17 protein-coding genes are annotated in these 21,529 nt (G+C 70.7%); 12 read left to right on the top strand and 5 right to left on the bottom strand.

Annotation, left to right across the window (positions count from 1 at the left end; genetic code table 11):
• Positions 1 to 46: 46 nt before the first annotated feature.
• The 4 genes from ACZ5AJ_RS12185 to ACZ5AJ_RS12170 all read left to right on the top strand — a co-directional run bounded on the left by ACZ5AJ_RS12185 (position 47) and on the right by ACZ5AJ_RS12170 (position 3,439).
• The gene (locus ACZ5AJ_RS12185) at positions 47 to 643 is read left to right on the top strand and encodes a PTS sugar transporter subunit IIA (RefSeq protein WP_464135064.1); all 597 of its coding nucleotides are present in this window, start codon (positions 47 to 49) and stop codon (positions 641 to 643) included.
• A 32-nt stretch (positions 644 to 675) separates the two neighbouring features.
• Positions 676 to 1,155, top strand: coding sequence for an NUDIX domain-containing protein (locus tag ACZ5AJ_RS12180; protein ID WP_464135059.1), 480 nt, complete (start codon positions 676 to 678; stop codon positions 1,153 to 1,155).
• Between the two features lie 118 nt (positions 1,156 to 1,273).
• Entirely contained in the window at positions 1,274 to 2,929 is a 1,656-nt protein-coding gene (locus tag ACZ5AJ_RS12175) for an OmpA family protein (protein ID WP_464135055.1), read from the top strand.
• Positions 2,930 to 3,013: 84 nt separating this feature from the next.
• Entirely contained in the window at positions 3,014 to 3,439 is a 426-nt protein-coding gene (locus tag ACZ5AJ_RS12170; RefSeq protein WP_464135052.1) for a hypothetical protein, read from the top strand.
• Between the two features lie 77 nt (positions 3,440 to 3,516).
• Here ACZ5AJ_RS12170 and ACZ5AJ_RS12165 read toward each other — a convergent pair whose 3' ends face one another.
• Positions 3,517 to 5,082: an NAD-dependent succinate-semialdehyde dehydrogenase gene (locus ACZ5AJ_RS12165; protein ID WP_464135048.1), complete on the bottom strand. Its 1,566-nt coding sequence runs from the start codon at positions 5,080 to 5,082 to the stop codon at positions 3,517 to 3,519.
• Positions 5,083 to 5,300: 218 nt separating this feature from the next.
• Between ACZ5AJ_RS12165 and ACZ5AJ_RS12160 the strand changes: the two genes are divergently transcribed.
• Both ACZ5AJ_RS12160 and ACZ5AJ_RS12155 read left to right on the top strand, forming a co-directional pair.
• Positions 5,301 to 6,017, top strand: a complete 717-nt coding sequence (locus ACZ5AJ_RS12160) for an MgtC/SapB family protein (RefSeq protein ID WP_464135045.1) — start codon at positions 5,301 to 5,303, stop codon at positions 6,015 to 6,017.
• A 206-nt stretch (positions 6,018 to 6,223) separates the two neighbouring features.
• On the top strand, positions 6,224 to 6,526 hold the full coding sequence (locus ACZ5AJ_RS12155; RefSeq protein WP_464135042.1) for a PTS sugar transporter subunit IIB: 303 nt from the start codon (positions 6,224 to 6,226) through the stop codon (positions 6,524 to 6,526).
• Positions 6,527 to 6,560: 34 nt separating this feature from the next.
• Here the strand turns inward: ACZ5AJ_RS12155 and ACZ5AJ_RS12150 are convergent, their stop codons facing one another.
• From ACZ5AJ_RS12150 to ACZ5AJ_RS12135, 4 genes are all read right to left on the bottom strand, one after another.
• Positions 6,561 to 7,208 carry a histone deacetylase gene (locus ACZ5AJ_RS12150; RefSeq protein WP_464135040.1) on the bottom strand — a complete coding sequence of 216 codons (648 nt, stop codon included), beginning with the start codon at positions 7,206 to 7,208 and terminating at the stop codon, positions 6,561 to 6,563.
• 327 nt (positions 7,209 to 7,535) lie between these two features.
• Positions 7,536 to 7,895 (bottom strand): hypothetical protein, encoded by a 360-nt coding sequence (locus ACZ5AJ_RS12145; RefSeq protein ID WP_464135037.1) that lies wholly within the window; start codon positions 7,893 to 7,895, stop codon positions 7,536 to 7,538.
• A gap of 22 nt (positions 7,896 to 7,917) precedes the next feature.
• Entirely contained in the window at positions 7,918 to 9,615 is a 1,698-nt protein-coding gene (locus ACZ5AJ_RS12140; protein ID WP_464135035.1) for a sodium:solute symporter family protein, read from the bottom strand.
• Positions 9,616 to 9,818: 203 nt separating this feature from the next.
• Positions 9,819 to 11,813 (bottom strand): glycoside hydrolase family 15 protein, encoded by a 1,995-nt coding sequence (locus ACZ5AJ_RS12135; RefSeq protein WP_464135032.1) that lies wholly within the window; start codon positions 11,811 to 11,813, stop codon positions 9,819 to 9,821.
• Positions 11,814 to 12,087: 274 nt separating this feature from the next.
• Between ACZ5AJ_RS12135 and ACZ5AJ_RS12130 the strand changes: the two genes are divergently transcribed.
• From ACZ5AJ_RS12130 to ACZ5AJ_RS12105, 6 genes are all read left to right on the top strand, one after another.
• Positions 12,088 to 13,569, top strand: a complete 1,482-nt coding sequence (locus ACZ5AJ_RS12130; protein WP_464135028.1) for a hypothetical protein — start codon at positions 12,088 to 12,090, stop codon at positions 13,567 to 13,569.
• Between the two features lie 324 nt (positions 13,570 to 13,893).
• Positions 13,894 to 15,228, top strand: coding sequence for an ABC transporter substrate-binding protein (locus tag ACZ5AJ_RS12125; protein WP_464135024.1), 1,335 nt, complete (start codon positions 13,894 to 13,896; stop codon positions 15,226 to 15,228).
• On the top strand, positions 15,225 to 16,109 hold the full coding sequence (locus ACZ5AJ_RS12120) for a carbohydrate ABC transporter permease (protein ID WP_464135021.1): 885 nt from the start codon (positions 15,225 to 15,227) through the stop codon (positions 16,107 to 16,109). The genes ACZ5AJ_RS12125 and ACZ5AJ_RS12120 overlap by 4 nt, the downstream gene beginning before the upstream one ends.
• Complete coding sequence (locus tag ACZ5AJ_RS12115) at positions 16,106 to 17,062, top strand: carbohydrate ABC transporter permease (protein WP_464135018.1); 957 nt, start codon at positions 16,106 to 16,108, stop codon at positions 17,060 to 17,062. Before ACZ5AJ_RS12120 ends, ACZ5AJ_RS12115 begins: the two co-directional genes overlap by 4 nt.
• A gap of 363 nt (positions 17,063 to 17,425) precedes the next feature.
• The gene (locus ACZ5AJ_RS12110) at positions 17,426 to 19,468 is read left to right on the top strand and encodes a beta-galactosidase (protein WP_464135014.1); all 2,043 of its coding nucleotides are present in this window, start codon (positions 17,426 to 17,428) and stop codon (positions 19,466 to 19,468) included.
• 5 nt (positions 19,469 to 19,473) lie between these two features.
• Entirely contained in the window at positions 19,474 to 21,411 is a 1,938-nt protein-coding gene (locus ACZ5AJ_RS12105) for a glycoside hydrolase family 35 protein (RefSeq protein WP_464135008.1), read from the top strand.
• Positions 21,412 to 21,529: the final 118 nt, after the last annotated feature.

Below are 21,529 nucleotides of genomic sequence, written 5' to 3'. Positions count from 1 at the left end.
GCGAAGGGTCGACGTGACAGAATCGAGCGGACGACCAGGAGGCTCCATGACCAGTCAGCGGCACCCCGGCGACCCCGACCCGGACTCCGACCCCACCCCGGACTCCGGTGCGAGCCCGCACTCCGGCGCGAGCCCGCACCCCGGCGCGAGCCCCAGCGCGGATCCCGACGACGGGGCGGGGCTCGACGTCCTGCTCGCGATCGCAGGTCTGGATGTCGGTGACGACGAGGATGCTCTGCGCTCCCTCTCGGGCCGACTGCTGGACGCCGGTGCGGTCGCCGTGGAGTTCCCGGAGGCGCTGCGTCGGCGAGAGCGCACCTATCCCACGGGCCTGCCCACCCCGGTCCCCACCGCCATCCCCCATGCTGATCCCGAGCATGTGCTCACCCCGGGTCTGGTGCTCGCGAGCCTCGCCCGGCCCGTGCCCTTCGGGGAGATGGGCGGCGCCGGCGGCACGGTCGAGGTGCAGCTGATCGCGATGCCCCTGCTCACCGACGCCCGCGCGCATCTGCGCGCCCTGCAGGCCCTGATGGGGCTGCTGCGCGACGAGGCGGCGGTGCGCGATCTGCTGGATGCGTCCGACGACGACGATCTCGCCCAGCGCGCCCGCACCCGCCTCGCCCGCCCGGGCGGCGAGCTGTGAGCGGTGACCGGCCTGTGGGCGGCGGGCGGCCGGTGAGCAGCGATTCGAGAACGCCGCGGGTCGCGGTGAAGCCGCTGATCGTGCGTGACGGGCACGTGCTGATGAACCACTCCCGCACGCCGGACGGGCAGGACCTGTACGAGCCGCCCGGCGGCGGCCAGGAGCACGGCGAGGACCAGGTCGCAGCGCTCGAGCGGGAGTGCCGCGAGGAGATCGGGGCTCGCGTCGAGGTCCACCAGCTGGCCTGCATGTACGAGGTCATCACCGATCGTCGGCTGATCGACGGCGGACCGATGCCGCTGTTCCACCAGGTCAACCTCGCCTACTGGTGCGGCCTCGCGGAAGGGGAGGAGCCCGGTGAGGGGACCGATCCCGACCCGCGCCAGGTGGGCACCACGTGGCTTCCGATCGCCCGTCTCGACGAGCATGATGTGCGTCCCCGCGAGCTCGCCGAGTGGCTCGCGGCCGACCCGAGCTCGAGGCCCGTCGCCCTCGGCGTCGCGGAGGGCTGACCGCGCCGACGGGCCATCCTGTGGCGGGTCGGTCGTGCGCGGAACTATTGTGGGCGCCCACCGGCTGACGGGGGCCGTGGACGGCGGCGGCAGCCGCCGGGTCCGGGAGGGGGACGCCATGGACGGACGGGGACCGCGCCGACGTGCGCTGATGGGAGGCATGCTCGCCGCGGCGGGCATCGCACTGTCCGGCTGCGACGTCGGCGCCGATGACAGCGCCGACGACGGCTCGTCGGCCGGCGGGGGAGCTTCCGACGGTGGGGACGGGACCGTCTCGGACGACGGCAGCGACGGCACCGGCAGCAGCGACAGCACAGACGGCACTGATGGACCGGGTGGGGGCGGCCCGAGCGTCGAGCCGGCCGGGACGCTCCTCGCCGGGGCCGTGGAGATCTCCGTCGGCGTCGTCTCCGTCATCCGCAGCGAGGGCGTGCTCGTGCTGACCCTCGAGGCGAGCGCCGAGGACCCTGACGACCAGCTGCCCTTCGGGCCGATCCACGAGCTGGCCGCGCACACCACCAGCGACTATCTCGATGCTCGCCAGTTCGACGGGGTCCGTCTGCTCGACCTCGCCGGCGACCGGGTCGCGGTGGTCGCCATGGACGCCGAGCGCCGCTCCGTCATCGCCGGGCCCGACGAGCTCTGGGACGATCGCGACCGCTCCGCCGGGAGCGCGGGCACCGAGCGGGTGCAGCTGGCATACGGGGATCTCGACGTGGACCGGGTGCAGGTGCTGATCCCCAAGATCGGCCTCGTCGAAGGAGTGCCGGTCATCGACGCCGATCAGGATGCTGCCGATCAGGATGCCGCTGACCAGGACGCTGCCGGCCAGGATGCCGCTGACCTCTCCGCCGTCGACCTCGCGCCCGTCGTCGAGCTGTCGGCGTTCTCCGTCGACCTCTCCACGACGGCGAGCACGACGACGACCGCGGAGTCCACCACCGTCAGCCTCGGCGGGGACGTCCTGTTCGACTCCAGCTCCGCAGTGCTCTCCGACGACGCCCAGGCCGTCATCGAGGCGGCCGCCGCACAGATCGCCGAGCATGCGCCGGGGACGGTCCGCGTCGTCGGCCACACCGACGACGTCGACACCCAGGAGGTCAACCGTGTCCTCTCCGAGGAGCGTGCCGAGGCCGTCGCCGAGGTCCTCGCGACCCTGATCGACGCCGAGGACTATCCGCTGGAGGTCTCCGGGAAGGGCGAGAGCGAGCCGGTCGCCGACAACGGCGACGCCGAGGGGCGTGCCCTGAACCGCCGCGTCGAGCTGACCATCGACACCCCTGTCGTCGTCGAGGAGACCGTCGAGACGGAGCTGCCGGAGCTCGACGGCCCCGAGGCGACCGGTGAGGAAGGGGTCGAGCCCGACGGCGTCACGCCCACCCGCATCCGCGCCCTCGGTGCCCGGATCGTCGAGGACCATCTCGTGGTGACGCTCGAGTTCACGCGGCTGGACGACGCCGTCGGCTCCTCGATCGGGATCGGACCGTTCGCGGGAGAGATCGCGATCCCGGGATATGTCGCCCGCACGAAGTCCGAGGTCGGGATCGCGGTGCTCGACGGGTCGACGGCGACCGTGCCCGCCCTGCACCTCGTCGGAGAGGAGGGCTCCGTCCGCCGCGCCCTGACGGACCTGCGGACGAACTCCCGGCTCGACGGCGGCCGATCCCGCGTCTCCGACCTGGTCTACCCGCGTGGGACGCCCGTCGGCGACACCGTCGCGGTGCAGCTCCTCTCCGGGCAGTGGCGCCTCACCGACATCCCCGTCGCGCGCTGACGCGATCCCTGATGCATTCTCCCGGCCTGCGACGTAGGCTCGGTGACGACGTAGGCTCGATGACGACGAGTCGAGGAGGACACGATGGCTGATCGGACCGCAGACCGCTCGGAGGACCGGCGCGAGGGACGGCAGGGCACCGATCGGGATGGCCGCAGCCCGCAGGAGCGCGGCTTCACCGGACCCGACGGCGTCGAGAACGCCGATAGCATCCTCGAGCTCGAACGGGAGGAGCACCGGGACGCCTCCACGCGCGCCGACTATGCACCGGACTTCCCGCGCGACCTCGGCGAGGAGGATCTCGCCGCCGCCGAGCAGGGCAACCGCGACGGCGACGAGATGGCCTCCGAGGGCGACGACCCCTACGAGCTCTCCGAGCTCTCGGGCGATGACGAGGACCTCGATGCTCTCGGCGACAGCGACGGTCACGGACCGCGTGAGGGCGGCGGCGGCAGCCGCGGCTCCGACTACCGGGTGGAGGATCCGAGCCGGCGGGGCGAGCGCCGCTGAGCCGGAGACGACCTGCCGCTGAGCCGGTGACGGCGCAGCCCACCTCAGCCCAGCTCAGCCCTGCTCCGCTCAGCCCATCACAGCGGCATCCGCACATAGGTGCGCTCGACGTACTCGTCCAGGCCCTCATGCGAGCCTTCGCGGCCCAGACCGGACTCCTTGACGCCGCCGAAGGGGGCGGCTGGATCGGAGGCGACGCCGAGGTTGACGGCGACCATGCCGGACTCGATGCGTCCGGCGGTCCGAACCACCTCGCCGAGATCCTCCCCGACCACGTAGCTCATCAGGCCGAACTCCGTGTCGTTGGCGGCCGCGATCATGTCGTCCACGTCGTCCATCACGATGATCGGTGCGACGGGACCGAAGATCTCCTCGCGGTTCACGCGGGCGTCGCGGGGGACGTCGGCGAGGACCGTCGGAGCATAGAAGAACCCGCCGTCGATCTCCCGGCGCTCACCGCCGGCGAGGATGCGGGCGCCGCGCTGGACGGCGTCGGCGACCAGCTCCTCGACCTTGGCGATGCCATCCTCGTCGATCAGCGGGCCGAGGGTCGTCGTCGGATCGGTCCCCGGCCCGACGACCAGAGCCCGCGTCTCCTGGACGAGACGCGCGGTGAACTCCTCGGCGACGGAGGAGTGGACGTAGAAGCGGTTCGCGGCGGTGCAGGCCTCGCCGTTGTTGCGGAACTTCGCGGGCATCGCGGCCGCGACGGCGGTCTCGACGTCGGCCGAGGGCAGCACGAGGAACGGGGCGTTCCCGCCGAGCTCCATAGACGCCTTCAGCACGTGCTCGGACGCCTGGGCGAGGAGGGTGCGGCCGACGTCCGTGGAGCCGGTGAACGACACCTTCCGCAGCCGCGGATCGGACATGAGCGTCGAGGACAGGGTGCCCGATCCGGAGGTGACCACGCAGTTGACCACGCCGTCGGGGACCCCGGCGTCCCGCAGGATCTCCATCAGCAGCAGGGAGGTCAGCGGCGTCGCGCGGGCGGGCTTGAGGACGACGGTGCAGCCCGCGGCGAGCGCCGGAGCGATCTTGCGGGTGCCCATCGACAGGGGGAAGTTCCAGGGGGTGATCGCGAGGACGGGGCCGACGGGCCGGGCGATCGTGAGGATGGCATGGTCGGCTGCCGGTGCCCGACGCATCTCCCCACCCAGTCGGACGGCCTCCTCGCTGAACCAGCGCAGGAACTCCGCCCCGTAGGTCACTTCTCCGTATGCCTCGGCCAGCGGCTTGCCCATCTCGAGCGTCATGAGCAGGGCGAGGTCGTCGGCCCGTTCGTGGGAGAGCTCGTAGGCGCGGCGGAGGATCTCGGAGCGCTTGCGGGGGAGGGTAGCGGCCCAGTCCTCCTGGGCGGCGACCGCGGCGTCGAGGGCGGAGCGGCCGACGGTCTCCGCGTCGGCGTCGACGATCTGCGTGAGCGCGCGTCCGGTCGCGGGGTCGATGACGTCGAGGCCCGGTGCGCCGCCGAGGAAGGCGCCGCCGACGAAGGAGCTGCGCGGAATGCGCGCGAGCAGATCGGCGATCCGGTCGGCGGTGACGGCGGGACGGTCGGATGCGGATGCGGATGCGGATGCGGATGCGGATGCGGATGCGGTGGCCACGTTGCGCTCCTTCGAGAGGGTGCTGGTCCGTGCCCCCATCCTGCGCCTCCCGCCCAGCCGACGCGACCGACCAGGTCAGGCGGGCGCTAAAGTCCGGACCGAGCGGAGACGACAGTCCCGACCGAGCGGGTGCGGTCGTCCGGAGCGGGGGACGGTCGTCCGGACCGAGCGGGGCGATCGTGCAGGTCACGAAAGTGGGATCGGCCGGGTGAGGCGGGGCTGCACCCGAGGCGGAGAAAGGGGTCTAGCCTGGAGCGGTGACCCCGGTCATCGGACTCATCCAGCCGACGTTCCTCCTCGAGCTCGAGCTGCTCGGGGCCACCTTCCTGCTCTGCTCGCTGATCGGCATCGAGCGGCAGTTCCAGCGCAAGTACGCGGGTTATCGCACGCATGTGCTCGTCGGCCTCGGCTCCTGCGGGTTCACCATGGTCTCCGGCTACGGCTTCGCCGCCGTCCTCGGCGACGACGTCAACCTCGATCCCTCCCGCATCGCTGCGCAGATAGTCTCCGGCATCGGCTTCCTGGGCGCCGGTGTCATCTTCAAGGGCCGCAGCACTGTGCGCGGCCTGACCACCGCCGCCACCATCTGGATGGCCGCGGCGATCGGCATGGCCTGCGGTGCCGGGATGCTCTCCCTCGGCCTGCTGCTGACGGTCCTGCATCTGGCGACGCTCTGGGTGGTCGCGCCCCTGGTCCGACGCATCCCCGACCGCGAGGGTCGGCGCACGCTGCGCCTGTCCTATGTCGACGGGGAGGGTGTCCTGCGCGGGGTCCTCGCGACCGCCACAGCCATGGGGTTCACCGTCGGCATCACCCGCACACGGCGCACCGAGGACGACGACGGCACCACCCTCGTCCACCTCGACGCCCGCTTCGTCGGCAAGCCGCCGATGCACGACCTGGTCGCCGAGCTCACCGATGTCGACGGTGTCCGCCGCGTCCAGGTCATGCCGACGGACGAGGACGCGGACTGAGCCTCCCATCGGGCGTGATCCTTGAATCACGTCATTCCGATGACCAGGATCTGTCTTCCGGATGACCAGGATCTCGTCACCCTGAGGGTGCGAACCGTCCGAGGAAGGGGCAGGATGGATCGGCCGCGGACGCACGGCAGCGCGTCGGCGGCACAGCGCTGCCATCAGCGTGCCGTCAGTCCTCATCCTCGAAGGAGCAGCTGTCCATGAAGAAGGTCCTCGTCGTCTGCGGCACAGGCGTCGCCACCTCGCAGATCGTTGCGAAGAAGGTCCGCGAGCATCTGCTGCAGGAGGGGATCGAGGCGTCGGTCAAGCAGGCCCGCGTCATGGACTTCGCCGCCGACGACGGATGCTCCGACGGCGCGAGCTGCGCAGCCGGCTCCGACCTCGTCGTCGCCACCACCGACATCCCCGAGACCTGCACGGTCCCCGCCATCAAGGCCCTCCCGCTGCTGACCGGCTACGGAGAGGTCGACTCCCTGGACGAGATCGCCGCAGCCCTGCGCTGACCAGCGCATCGGCCGGGCGCGACGCAGCCGACGGTCAGGCGGTCACGTCGGCACCCGCGCCGACGTCGACCCGGGAGGCCGCGTCCGGATGCGCTCCGCGGGCGGAGAAGTAGGCTTCGGCCCGGTCGCGATCCCAGCCGTGCGCCTGACGGAGTCCCTCGGCGAGCATCCCCAGATAGGTGGGCGTCGGCTCCGTCGGCGGCATCTCGTGGATCCCGTCGGGCGCGGTGAACGTCAGCATCGGGATGCCCTCACGATCGCCCACCCGCAGCATGGTCTCGTACCGTCCCGGCCCCGCGACATGGCGTCCTCCCGGGACCCCCGACCTCACGACCTCCTCGAGCGGGTCATGGTCGCTGACCTCCCGGTGCATCTCCTGCGCTGCGATGTCGACGAACTGGCTGACCGTCACCAGGTACGCGCGTGCCGGCGTGGGCCCCTCGACGTCGTGGTCGTAGAAGGCCATCCCCCCGCCCCACACCTTCGAACGAGCCCCGAAGTGCAGACGCCCGGGCAGGATCACGCCCGCATCGTCGCGCGGGGGAGTGCGGTCGCGGCATCCCGTGTAGCCGATCAGCGCACCCGTCGGACGACCGCCCTGGATGTAGCAGGCCAGGCGGTCGGCGTTCATGTTCGATCCGTAGCTGACGTACCAGATGAGATCGGCGTGCTCGTGATGCATGGTCCGTCCATCGTGCGTCGACTCCTCGGCGAGGTCCAGCACACGGGCGCCGGGCGGAGACCGGGCTCACGCAGCTCGAAGAGACCGGCCACGCCGCGCGGAGGCTGGGCGTGACGTGCGGAGCCCAGCCACGCCGCGCGGAGGCTGGGCGTGACGTGCGGAGGCTGGGCGTGACCCATGGATATGGCCGGAAACGCAGAGGAGTGTCCGTCTACCACCGCTTGAATGCCTTTCAAGCGGTGGTAGACGGACACTCCTCCTTGCCAAGCGGCGGCTCGGCCAAGCGGCGGCTCGGTCGAGCGGCGGCTCGGACCGTCGCGAGGGGGATCAGTCGAGCCCGGCGATGTCCTTGGGCTCCTCGGCGCCGGGCTCGTTCTCCTGGACGATCATGCGGATCGGGTCGAGCTTCGCCCAGAGGAAGAAGGCGAGGGCGACGACGACCATGGCGAGGCCGGCCCAGAGGTTCGCGTTCAGGCCCTCGGTCTTGGCGGACTCCGTGGCATCGAAGGCGAACAGGCCCAGCACCGTGAGGATCACGCCGAACAGTCCGACGAGGGCGCCGATGAAGTTGCGGATGTCGAAGGCACCGGCTGTCTCGACGGTGGCGCCGGAGCCGACGCCCTTGCCTGCAGCCTGCTCGGCGGCCTGGCCCGCGTCCTGCGAGCCGTTGTCCTTGTGTGCACTCATGAGTTCTCTCCTCGTTCCGTGCTCAGGCGAAGACGACGTTCAGGATGATGACGAGCACCAGGCCGATGCCGGCCATCGGCACCGGACGGCGGTAGAAGGGGAGCTCCTTCTCGTCCGGATCGACCAGGTCCGTCTTCGGGGTCTCGGAGTACACCAGGCCCTTGAGCTCGTGGACCGGTTTCGGGGTCGTGAACTGGGTGACGACCACCGAGACGATGATGTCGACCACGAAGGCGGTGGCGGCGGAGACGAAGGCGAGGCCCTGGCCCGGAAGCTCGAAGAGGCCGAAGAAGGTCGAGGAGCTCCACAGGATGACCGCGGCCAGCGTGCCCGAGACCAGACCCGACCAGCCGGCGGCCGGGGTCATCCTCTTCCAGAACATGCCGAGGATGAAGGTGGCGAACAGCGGGGCGTTGAAGAACCCGAACAGCGTCTGCAGGTAGTCCATCAGGTTGGAGAACTGACCGGCGATGAGGGCGGTGAAGATGGCGATGACGCAGGCGGCGGCGGTCGCGATGCGGCCGACCTTGATGTAGTGCGCGTCGGGGGCGTCCTTCTTCACGTACTGCTCGTACAGGTCGTAGGTGACGACCGTGTTGAAGGCGGAGATGTTCGCGGCCATGCCGGCCATGAACGCGGCCAGCAGACCGGCGATCGCGACGCCGAGCAGGCCGTTGGGCAGCACCTCGCGCATGAGCAGCAGGAGGGCGTCGTTGTAGGTGACGCCGGTGGCGGCGGCGCCGTCGGCGTCGCCCGCGAAGTCCAGCTGCTTGAACTCGGTGAGCTCGTTGACCAGGACCGCGGCGATCATGCCGGGGATGATCACGATGAAGGGGATGAACATCTTCGGGAAGGCGCCGATGATCGGCGTCATCCGGGCGGCGGTGATGGACTTGGAGGCCATCGCGCGCTGGACCTCGACGAAGTTCGTGGTCCAGTAGCCGAAGGAGAGCACGAACCCGAGGCCGAAGACGATGCCGACGACCGAGAGGATCGGGCTGTCGAAGCCGGAGAGCGCCTCGCCGGGCCAGGTGTGCAGCTGCTCGGAGCCGAGCATGCCGTCACCGGCGATGCGCTCCTTCATGCCGCCCCAGCCGCCCACGCGGTGCAGGCCGATGAGGGTCAGCGGCAGCAGGGCCGCGACGATCACGAAGAACTGCAGCACCTCGTTGTAGATGGCTGCGGAGAGTCCGCCGACGGTGATGTAGAAGAGGACGAACGCGGCGGCGACGATCAGGCCCACCCACTGCGGCCAGCCGAGCAGGCGGTGGACGATCGTGGCCAGCAGGTACAGGTTCACGCCCGCGATCAGCAGCTGCGCGATCGCGAAGGAGAAGGAGTTGACCAGGTGCGCGCCGGTGCCGAAGCGCATGCGCATGAACTCGGGGACGGAGCGCACCTTCGAGCCGTAGTAGAACGGCATCATGACGACGCCGAGGAACAGCATCGCGGGGATCGCGCCGACCCAGAAGTAGTGCATCGTCGGCATGCCGAACTCGGCGCCCGTCGCGGACATGCCCATGATCTCGACGGCACCGAGGTTCGCGGAGATGAAGGCGAGGCCGGTCACCCAGGCGGGCAGGGAACGGCCGGAGAGGAAGAACTCGATGGAGTTGGAGACGCCGCGCTTGGCGAACCAGCCCACACCGAGGACGAAGACGAAGTAGAGCGCGATGATCGCGTAGTCGATCCACTGCGCATCCAACCGGATGTCGACCATGGGTGGTCCTTCGGGGGCTCAGGGAAGGGCACCGCAGCGGGACGCTGAGGAGGGCGTCCACCTCGGGTGCGCGAGTCGCGCCCTCGAGACGGTGCAGCGGCTGGGGACCGCCGGTGCGTCACCGTACCACCGCACAGCACCGATGCGGTTGCGAGTCGGAGCAACTGGGGGACACGGAGGCCTCGCACGTGATAAGGGGCCCGCTATGCGCCGGCGGCCGCGCCAGCGGCCGCGTCGTCGACCGCGCCGGCGGTCGCATCGATGACCGCGTCGACGGCGCGAACGAGCCCGAGGTGGCTGAAGGCCTGCGGGAAGTTCCCGGCCATGCGCCCCGCGTCGACGTCGTACTCCTCGGCCAGCAGCCCGAGGTCGTCGGTGCAGCCGACGAGGCGGTCCAGCAGACGCTCGGCGTCATCGAGCCTGCCCGAGCGGGCGTACTGCTCGACCAGCCAGAAGCAGCACACCAGGAACGGATGCTCATCGCCGGGCAGACCGTCGACGCCTGTCCGCTCGCCCGCCGTCCGGTAGCGCAGGATCAGCCCGTCGTCGCCGACCCGCAGATCCTGCTCGATGCGCGCGACGGTCGCGAGCATCCGCGGATCGTCGTGCGGCACGAAGCCGGTGCGGGGGATCTGCAGCAGCGAGGCGTCGACCTCGTCGGCGCCGTAGGTCTGGGTGAAGGCGCCGTCGTGGCCGACGCCGCGCGCGAGGATCTCCTCGCGCAGCCGCTCGCGCAGCTCCCGCCACAGGGCGATCTCGTCGTCGGAGGCCGGCAGCCCGTCGCGCTCGACCGCCCGGACGCCGCGGTCGAAGGCGGCCCAGGTCATCACACGTCCATGCGTGAAGAAGGCAGGCTCGCCGCGCATCTCCCAGATCCCCTGGTCCGGGCTGTCGACGTGCGCGACGGCGAAGCGCAGCAGCGCCTTCTGCAGGGGCCACGACCAGGCGGACTCCTCGATCCCGGCCTCCCGCATCTCCTCCAGGGCGATCATCACCTCTCCGACGACGTCGGCCTGGAACTGCTCGGCGGCGCCGTTGCCGATCCGCACCGGTGCCGACCCCTCGTATCCGGGAAGGTGCGGCAGCTCGCGTTCGCTGAGCTCGCGGTCTCCGGTGATCGCGTACATGATCTGGAGTCGCTCGGGGTCGCCGGCGATGGCGCGCAGAAGCCATTCCCGCCACGAGATCGCCGCATCCACATGGCCGTGGGCGAGCAGCGCGGTCAGCGACAGCGCGGCATCGCGCAGCCAGCAGAACCGGTAGTCCCAGTTGCGCACGCCGCCGAAGTCCTCGGGCAGGCTCGTGGTGGCGGCGGCCACGATGCCGCCGGTGTCCCGATGGGTGAGGGCCCGCAGCGTCAGCAGGGAGCGGCCGACGAGCTCGTCATAGCGCCCGGCCGCCTGCCCTGCGGCGTTCCCGGCGCTCTGGCCGGATGTCGGCCCGGTCCCGCGTTCAGCGACGTCCGCGTCGCCGTCGGCCGCCTCGGCGCTCGCGGGGCGGAGCCGCACCGGGTCCAGCCAGCGCGACCAGGAGCGGACGGTCTCCTCCAGGGCGGGGCCGACGGCGGTCGCGGCGGGCACGGGGCACCAGGACGGGAACCAGGTGAGGACCCAGGAGGCGGACTGGTCGGCGCCGAGGCGGAGCCGACCGCGATGACGGTGCCCGTCGGGCCTCAGCCGCGGACCATGCAGGGCGAGGGCGTCGCCGCCCGCGACGGCGATGAGGACCTCCTCGCCGGCGCTGTCCGGGCCGCGGCGCACCCACGGGATCGCCTTCCCGTACTCGAAACGGATCACGAGCTCGCTGACCACCTCCGTCTCGCCCTCGATGCAGGCCACCGTCCGCATCAGGTCGGCCTGCTCGGGTGCCGCGGGCCTGTCGAATCTGTCGGACCCGTCGGCTGCGGCGGAGGCATCGGGGACGGGCATGAGCTCGGTGACGATCGCGCGGCCCGTGGGGGAGCGCCATGTCGTCTCCAGCACCATCGTCCCGGGCAGGTAGCGGCGGGAGACGACCTCGCCGTCGGCGATGCGCAGCGTCCAGTGGCCATGCTCGGGGCCGCCGAGCAGGGAGGCGAAGACCGCGTCGGAGTCGAAGCGCGGCAGGCACAGCCAGTCGATGGTCCCCTCTCGGGTGACCAGCGCGCACGAGCGCTGGTCGGACAGCAGGGCGTGATCCTCGATGCGCGGTGTCGCCATGGGGCCAGTGTGCACCCGACGCTCCGAAGCCGACGTCCGATCGCTCACATCCGCGCTCGCGCACGCCCCGTCATCCGGGGCCGGGGGACCGTCCCGACGGGCGCATCCCGCATGGTCCGGTGCTCTTCACCTGCACGGACGCAGACGCGGAGCGGGAAGGAGGGAGGGAGATCGTGCAGGCGGCCGGGACGGTTCGAGGGGATTGTGTGGACACTCGGGAAGGAGTGATCAAGGTCCTCGGAAACTCTCACTGAACGGCGCCACAGTGGATGCCATGGCAGAAGTATCCGTCCGTTCCGCCTCCGTCCGTCCTCTCGACCCCGACGCCCCTCAGAGCGCCGGGGTCGACGATGTCGAGCACAGCGGCGCCTCGGTCCCCGTGGCCGGACGCCGCAGGTCCGACCCTCCGCCGGAGCAGCCTCGCAGGGACGGGTCCGCGCCGACGGCGACCCATGACGTCGATGCCGGGGGCGCTCTCCGCAGCGGGGGCGCTGTCCGCGGCGGCGACGGAGCCATGGGCGGAGGCGGAGTCGACAGCGGGGGCGGAAGCACGGGCGGCGTCGAGGGCTCGGACGAGGAGGAGCCTGAGTCCGCCGTCAAGAAGCTCTCCCCGACGAGCCTCATCGCGGGCGGAGCGGCCGCGGCGACCGCCGCAGTCATCGGCGGTCAGCTCGGCGTCGCCGGCACGGTGATCGGTGCGGCTCTCACCTCCGTGGTCTCCGCGGGTACGGTGGCGCTCTACACGGACTCCGTGCGGCACAGCACCGCCAAGCTCAAGGAGGTGAAGCGGCGCAAGCTGCGCAGGCTCCGCGGGCAGGAGGCCGACGGCGCTCGCGGCCATGAGGCGAAGCGGTCCCCGTGGCGGCTGCCCTCCGCCGACGAACCGGACGCTGCGACCGGGGAGGCTGCGACCGGGGAGCAAGCCATCTCGACCGGGGACCGGATGACCGCTGCCGAGGCGATGGCCGCTGCGATCGGCGGGGTCGACGAGGGGACCTCGGATCCGACGGACGGCTCGTCGGGGGATGCGGCGGCATCGGGCGATGCGTCGGAGCCCTCGCACGGGCGGAAGATCCTCCGCATCGCCCTGATGAGCCTCGCGATCGCGGTCGTCGCCCTCGGCGGGGTGTTCGCCGTCCAGCGGATCCTCGGTGTCGAGCTCTCGCCCGGCACCGGGCAGATCCAGCGGTCCGTCACCGGAACCGACCAGGTCGCTCCTCGCACCACCGACAGCGACGCCGACGACAGCACGTCCGGCGGCACCGACGAGCAGACCGTCGACGACGGCTCCTCGGGCTCGAGCACCGGTACGACCGACGACGGCTCCTCGGGCTCGAGCACCGGCACGACCGACGGGACGACCGACGGATCGACGGACGGGTCGACCTCCGAGGGCTCCACGACCGACGGCTCCTCCTCGGGCAGCTCGTCCGACGACGATTCCTCCGACGACGACGCCACCTCCGGCGATTCGTCGTCCGAGGAGTCCTCGACCACCGGCTCGGACCGGAGCGGTCGCAGCGCCGAGGACTCGACCACCGACGAGTCCTCCACCGGCGGCTCCAGCACCAGCGGGAGCAGCGGTTCGAGCAGCTCGAGCGGCACTGAGGATGAGTCCGTCGACACGACCTCCCGGAGCACGACCTCCAGAGACTCCTCCCGTTCGTCCACCGCCGACGAGTCCGCCACCGCTGACGACTCGGCCACCGCTGACGACTCGGCTGCCGCAGAAGGCTCCATCACCGCTGGAGACTGACCCGTCCTCGCGCGCTGGCGGGGAGGTCGCCGTTCCCGCGCAGCGACACCCCGGCCCTCGACGCTGACGGCTGTGCGTCGCCTGGCCGTCGTCGCCCTCCGCTCCGTCCCGCCGTCGCTGCGCCTGTGCGTCGCCCGGCCGTCGTCGCCCTCTGCCCGGGTGCCCTCGCCGTGACCAGCGTCGACGATGGGATGGTGGTCGGCCGGAGCCCCGTGATCGCTCACCACTGCAGGTCACGGCCGTTCCTCATCAAAAAACGCACACTGGTCAGAGTCCGTTATGGTGGTGCCACCTCGACGATGAGGACGAGAGGAGCACACTCCCATGCGAAGGTTCTCGAGGCGATCCGCACTGGCCGGATCCGGCGCCGCGCTGACGGCCGCCGCCCTGGCCGCGTGCGCACCGCCCAATCCTGGTGAGGTGAACCAGGAGCCCACCATCCCAGCCTCCGACGGTCCGGTGAAGCTGACCTACTGGGCCTGGCTGAAGGACCTGCAGAAGGTCGCCGACGTCTTCAACGCGACCCAGGACCGGATCCAGGTCGAGGCCGTCTGGATCCCCGGAGGCAACAGCGGCGGCTACGCCAAGATCCTGTCGGCGGTCGCCGCGGGCGGCGGTCCCGACATCGCCCAGGTCGAGCTGCGCAGCCTCCCCGAGTTCGCGCTCGCCGGCGCGCTCGTCGACCTCACCCGCTACGGCTTCGGCGACGACGTGGCGAAGTTCGATCCCGGTGCGATCAGCCAGGCGAAGGTCGGCGACTCCTACTGGGGCGTCCCGCAGGACACCGGCCCGATCGCCACCTTCTACAACCGCGAGGTCCTCGAGGGCGAGCTCGGCCTCGAGGCGCCGAGCACCTGGGACGCCTTCCGCGAGGTCGCGGGGCAGGTCTCCGAGGCGGGCAAGACCTTCATGACCCTCGATCCGACCGACGGCTCCTACCCCGTCGGCTGGGCGATGCAGGCCGGGGCCGTGTGGTTCCGGCCCGAGGGTGACGGCTGGATCGTCGACATGACCGACGACGCCTCCCTGCAGGTCGCCGACTTCTGGGACGGCATCCTCGCGGACAAGCTGGTCGGCACCGGGTACGGCGCCTTCTCGACACCGTGGATGGCGGCCGCCGGCGAGGGGAAGGTGCTGGCCACGATCTCCGGTTCGTGGTCCGACGCCCTCGTCGAGTCGGTCCCCGACGGATCCGGGAAATGGGCCGTCGCCCCGATGCCCACCTGGGACAGCGGCTATGCCTCCGGCGCGCACGGCGGCTCGTCGGCCGCGATCCTCGCCAACAGCCGGCATCCTGCCGAGGCGCTCGAGTTCCTCACCTGGATGTGCACCGATCCTGCGGGCATCGACGCGATGATCGAGAACTCCGGCATCGGCTGGTCCCCGGCCGCCGACTACATCGGGGAGGTCCGGCAGCAGCCCTCGGAGTTCTTCTCCGGCCAGAACTACAACGAGGACGTCATCGTCGACATGGCCGCCGGCCAGAACCTCGACTGGACCTGGGCACCCCTCATGCAGCGCGCCATGGCGATCATCGGCGACGGCATGACCTCGGTCATCAACGGAGAGATGGGCATGGGCGACATGTTCGCCGAGTCCCAGGACGAGATCGTCTCGATCATGCAAGACATCGGACTGAACGCGGAGGTCGCACGATGAGGTCGAGAACCGCCCCCTGGGTGCTGCTGGCGCCCTTCCTGCTCCTGTTCGTGCTGACGATGATCGTCCCGATCATCATGGCCATCGGCTACAGCTTCAGCAGCGTGCAGCGCTCCGGCCTCCTCGGAGAAGGAGGCGTGACCAGCTCGTTCGCCGGTCTCGACAACTATGTCGCGGCGCTGACGAACCAGAACTTCGTCGCCTCCATCGGCCGCATGGTCCTGTTCGGGGCCGTGCAGGTGACGGTCATGATCGTCGCCGCGACCATCCTCGCGCTGCTGCTGGAGTCCGCGAGCGCCCGGTGGCCCGGGCTCTTCCGCGCCACCTACTTCCTGCCCTACGGGATCCCCGGCGTGATCGCCACGATCCTGTGGTCGTTCCTCTACATCCCGGGCCTCTCGCCGATCGTGGATGTGCTCTCGCTGGTCGGGATCGAGGTCGACTTCCTCGGTCCGAGCACCGTGCTGTGGTCCATCGCGAACATCGTGACCTGGACGTACACCGGCTACAACATGCTGATCATCATCGCCCAGCTCAAGGCCGTCCCCGGCGAGCTGTACGAGGCGGCGAAGATCGACGGAGCCGGCTCCTTCCGGGTCGCGACCTCGATCCAGCTGCCGCTGATCCGTCCGGCCCTGCTGCTGACGATCATCTTCTCGATCATCGGCACCCTGCAGCTGTTCGCCGAGCCGAGGCTGCTGCAGACCATGAGCTCCGGGATCACCTCGGAGTTCACGCCGAACATGTCCGCGTACGCCTATGCGTTCCAGTACAACGACATCGGGATGGCCGCCGCACAGGCCGTGATCATCGCGGTCGCCGCCTTCGTGCTGTCGGCGGTCGCGCTCGGTATCTCCCAGTGGACGGAGAAGCGTCGATGAGCACCACCGAGAAGACCCCCGCCAGCAGCCCCCGCCCCGGAGGAGCGGGGCGTCCGCCCGGGCAGCGGCGCGCCAACGCCCGCGACAATCGCGCAGGCACCCGCGACGCCGGCCGTCGGCCGACCACGACGATCATCGTCACCGCGATCCTCGCGATCGTCGCGATCTACTTCCTCGTCCCCGTGTACTGGGTGGTCATCAACGCGACCAAGTCCACCGAGGACCTGTTCGGCACCAACGGCTTCTGGTTCGGGAACTCGTTCCAGCTGTTCGAGAACATCCGGAGCGTGTTCACCGCCAACGGCGGGATCTTCCCGCGGTGGGCGCTGAACTCGATCCTGTACTCGGGCGTCGGCTCGGTGCTCGCCACCTACTTCGCCGTCGCCGGCGGGTACGCCCTGGCCAAGTACCGCTTCCCGGGCCGGTCCTTCGTATACGTCCTGATCCTCGGCGGAGTGCTCGTGCCCGGCACGGCTGTCGCGCTCCCGCTGTTCTTCCTGTTCAGCTCCGTGGGTCTGACCAACACCTACTGGTCGGTGCTGATCCCGTCGCTGGTGAGCCCCTTCGGGCTGTTCCTCGCCTCCGTGTATGCGGGCGCCGCGGTGCCGGACTCGATGCTCGAGGCCGGACGCATCGACGGGGTGAGCGAGCTGGGACTGTTCCATCGCCTGGCGCTGCCCCAGCTGACCCCGGCGATCGTGACCATCCTGCTGTTCCAGTTCGTCGCGATCTGGAACAACTACTTCCTGCCGCTCGTGATGCTGGCCGACGAGAAGCTCTACCCGATCACCCTGGGCCTGGACAACTGGAGAGCGCAGACGGACCGTCTGCCCGAGTTCTACCAGCTCACCGTCGGCGGCGCGCTGCTCTCGGTGATCCCCCTGGCGATCCTCATCCTGGTGCTGCAGCGCTTCTGGCGCGGCGGTCTCACCGAGGGCTCCATCAAGGGCTGATCCACGGGACCCGGGTCTCGACCAGGGTGCCTGCCGCGCGGCGGCGATCGGAGATGCGGCTGAGGCTTCCATCCGTGGAAGCCACAGCCGCACCTCCGTTCAGGGCGGTGGGCTGAGCGCTCCTCCAGTGCTCCTTCAGCGCTCCTCCGGCTTCCTTCGGGCGCCTTCCGGTGCTCCCATGCGACCGCCCCGTGCTTCATCTGAGGGATGCGGCAGCTCCGCTCATCGGGCTCCCGCTCTGCCTGACGTGAACGCTCACGCGATCTCGCCTAGGCTGTGCCCAGAGCGTCGACGGCGACCCTGCCCGACGCGGACGACCCCGGCCCGCGAGCTCCGCGCCCGGCGCAGTTCCCTGGAGGAGAGATGACGGCAGCACGACCCTGGCCCCTCGGCGTCGAGGGCATCGCCTACGGCGGCGACTACAACCCCGAGCAGTGGCCCCAGGAGGTGCGGCTCGAGGACGTCGAGCTCATGCGCGAGGCCGGGGTGAACCTGGTCAGCGTCGCCATCTTCGCCTGGGCGACGCTCGAGCCGCGCGAGGGGGAGTACGACTTCGGCTGGCTCGACGAGACGATGGACCGTCTTGCGCAGGCCGGTATCAGGGTCGCGCTCGCCACCGCCACGGCGTCCCCGCCGCCGTGGCTGACTCGCAGCCATCCCGAGATCCTGCCCCAGCTCGAGGACGGCACGGTGCTCGGCCAGGGAGGACGGCAGTCCTACGCCGTCTCCTCGCCGGTGTTCCGGGAGTATGCGCTGAGGATGACCCGCGTGATGGCCGAGCGCTATCGCGAGCATCCGGCGCTCGCGCTGTGGCATGTGGACAACGAGCTGGGCTGCCATGTCCCGCATGACTTCTCGGACTGCGCCGCCGAGGCGTTCCGCTCCTGGCTCGAGGACCGCTACGGGAGCATCGAGGCGCTCAACTCCGCCTGGGGAACGGCCTTCTGGTCGCAGCGCTACGACTCCTTCGAGGAGATCCTGCCGCCGCGGGCCGCGCCGACCTACGCCAACCCGAGCCAGCAGCTGGACTTCGCCCGCTTCTCGTCCGACGAGCTGCTGACGCACTACCGCGCGCTGCGCGATGTGCTGCGGGAGGTCACCCCGCACGTCCCCACCACCACGAACCTCATGCTCTCGAGCGCGACGAAGTGGATGGACTACTACTCGTGGTCGGAGGACCTGGATCTGGTCGCCAACGATCACTATCTGATCGCTGCGGATCCGCGCAGCCAGATCGAGCTGGCGCTCGCCGCGGATCTGAGCCGCGGTGTGGGCGGCGGGGATCCGTGGATCCTCATGGAGCATTCGACGTCGGCCGTGAACTGGCAGCCGCGCAACCGCACCAAGGGTCCTGGCGAGATGCTGCGCAACTCGCTGTCGCACGTGGCGCGCGGCGCCGACGGCGTCATGTTCTTCCAGTGGCGCCAGTCGAAGGCCGGTGCCGAGAAGTTCCACTCGGCGATGGTCCCCCACGGCGGGCGCGACACGGACGTGTGGCGGAGCACCGTCGAGCTCGGGCGCGCCCTCGAGGCGCTGAAGCCAGTCGTCGGCTCCCGCGTGAGCAACCGGGTCGCGATCGTCGTGGACTACCCGTCGTGGTGGGGGAGCGAGCTGGACTCCCATCCCACCCAGGCCCTCAGCTATCCGGGCGAGCTGCTGCGCTGGTACACGGCCCTGTGGGATCTGGGGATCGGTGTGGACATGGTTCCGCTGGATGCGGATCTCGCCGCCTATGACCTGGTCGTCCTCCCGACGGTCTACTCGATCTCCGACGCCGACGCCGCGCGCGTGTCCGCCGCGGCGGAGTCCGGCACCCATGTCGTCGTCGCGTTCTTCTCCGGGATCGTGGACGAGCACGATCACATCCGTCTGGGCGGCTACCCGGGCGCGTTCCGGGAGCTGCTGGGCGTCCGCACCGAGGAGTTCCATGCTCTGCAGGAGGGCGAGGTGCTGCATCTCGACGACGGCACCAGCGCCGACCTGTGGAGCGAGAAGACGCATCTCGAGGGCGCCGAGGCGGTCCGCCGCTGGGCCGACGGCGGACTCGCCGGATGGCCGGCCGTCACCCGCCGTGTGCTCGATGGCAGCGGCGCCGGCCCCGCCGCCGACAGGGCACCGGCGGCGGCCTGGTACGTCGCCGCCCGTCCGTCGGCCGACGGACTGCGCGCACTGGTCGCCGAGATCGCCGACGGCGCCGGCGTCGGCCCCGTGCTGCCCGGTCTCGCGCGCGACGTCGAGGCGTCCCGCCGGATCGCCGAGGGCGGCACCTCGTTCCTGTTCGTCCTGAACCACACCGATGACGACCAGGTCATCGCCGTGCGCGGGCGCGAGCTGCTGGGCGGGGCGACGGCCGACGGCTCCTATGTGCTCCCGGCGCGGGGCTCCGCAGTCTTCCAGGAGGTCTGATCGCGATGGCACCGGCTCTGCTCGAGGTCACCCCCGACGGCCTGCTCCGCGGTGGGAAGGAGCACCTGGTCATCTCCGGTGCGATCCACTACTTCCGGGTCCACCCCGACCAGTGGCGCGACCGGCTCCTGCGCCTGGTCGCCCTCGGCTGCAGCACCGTCGAGACCTATGTGGCCTGGAACGTGCATCAGCCCTCCCGCGGCGAGCCCCTCTTCGACGGCTTCGCGGATCTCGGCCGGTTCCTCGACATCGCGCACGAGCTCGGCCTGGACGCGATCGTCCGGCCCGGCCCCTACATCTGCGCCGAATGGGAGAACGGCGGGTTCCCCGGGTGGCTGCTGGCCGAGCCAGGTCTGCGGCTGCGCACGAGCGATCCGCGGTACCTCGCCGAGGTCGACGCGTGGTTCGACGTGCTGATCCCCGTGATCGCCGAGCGTCAGGCGTCCCGCGGAGGGAACGTCGTGATGGTGCAGGTGGAGAACGAGTACGGCTCCTTCGGCGATGATCGCGCCCATCTCGAGCACCTGCGCGACGGGCTGCGCGAGCGCGGCATCGACGAGCTTCTGGTGACCTCCGACGGCCCGGCTCGGATGTGGCTGAGCGGAGGCACCGTCGAGGGCGCCTGGGCGACCGTCAACTTCGGCTCCCGGGTCTTGGACGTGCTCGAGATGGCGGAGCGGGAGCTGCCCGACCAGCCGCAGATGTGCATGGAGTTCTGGAACGGCTGGTTCGACCACTGGGGCGAGGAGCATCATGTGCGCGATGCGGAGGACGCCGCCCGCGAGCTCTCCGACATGCTCGACCACGGCATGAGCGTGAACCTGTACATGGCTCACGGCGGCACGAACTTCGGTCTGCGGGCAGGGGCGAACTTCGAGCAGCGTCTGCAGCCGACCACCACCAGCTATGGCTACGACGCCCCGATCGCGGAGAACGGCGAGCTCACCGCGAAGTTCCATGCCTTCCGCGAGGTCATCGCCCGGCACGTGGAGCTGCCTCCGCTCGAGCAGCATCTCGCCGAGCTGGGCATCGATGCGGTCCCCGCGCGGCTGCCCGCGGCGGAGCTGCGGATCGACAGGACGGTCTCCCTGCGCGAGAGCTCCCTGTTCTCCCGCGCGGGCTCCGTGCATCCGACGATCCCCGCCTTCGAGGAGCTGGGTCTCGAGCGCGGCATGCTCCGCGCCTCCCGCGAGATCGAGATCGAGGCCGACGGCGGGGACGCCCCGCATCTGGCTCCGCTGGAGCTGTGGGATCTCCACGACCGGGCCTGGGTGTGGGTCGACGGGCACTTCGCGGGGGCTGTCGGCGGGGAGGTCGGCACGACCGAGCGTCAGCCCGCCGCCGAGATCGTCGAGCTCACCCCTCTGGTCGATCTGCTCCTGCCGGAGCGTCGCCGGCCGGGCGGCGCGCGGCGCACCGTGCGCGTGGACATCCTGGTCGAGAACCTCGGGCGCACGAACTTCGGGCCCCGGCTCGGGGAGCGCAAGGGGATCCTCGGCGGGGTGTGGCGCACCCCGCGCTTCCTCAACGGCTGGGAGGTCGACCCCTGGCCGCTCGAGGACATGGCCGACGATCTCGCCGCCCTCGCCGCCGTCGGCCGCGCGGCGTCCAGCACCGCCGCTCCTGCCGACGGCGCGGCCTCCGAACCTGCACTTCCCGTGCTGGTCACCGCGTCCTTCGACGTCGCGCCGGGACAGGTCGCGGATGCGTTCCTGGACGTCTCCGATGCCGGCCACGGTGTCGCGTACGTCAACGGCTTCTGCGTCGGCCGCTTCTGGGACGTCGGCCCCCAGCAGACCCTCTTCGTCCCGGCGCCGCTGGTGCGGGAAGGCCGCAACGACGTGCTGATCCTCGATCTCGAGAGGCGGCCCGCGCGCCTCTCGCTCGTCGAGCAGCCCCGTTTCGGCCGTGCGGAGCGGGATGCGGAGCGGGGCGCGGAGTGAGACGGAGGGATCAGGGCGGCGCGGCCGACGACGGAGCGTCGCAGTGGACACGGCAGGGGTCGGAGCGAGAAGCTGTGCCGGTGGAGAGAGCGGGCGGCAACGCCGAGGCCGGCCGTCA

Source organism: Brachybacterium zhongshanense, assembly GCF_055385755.1.
This window is presented reverse-complemented; position numbering and strand designations above follow the sequence as displayed.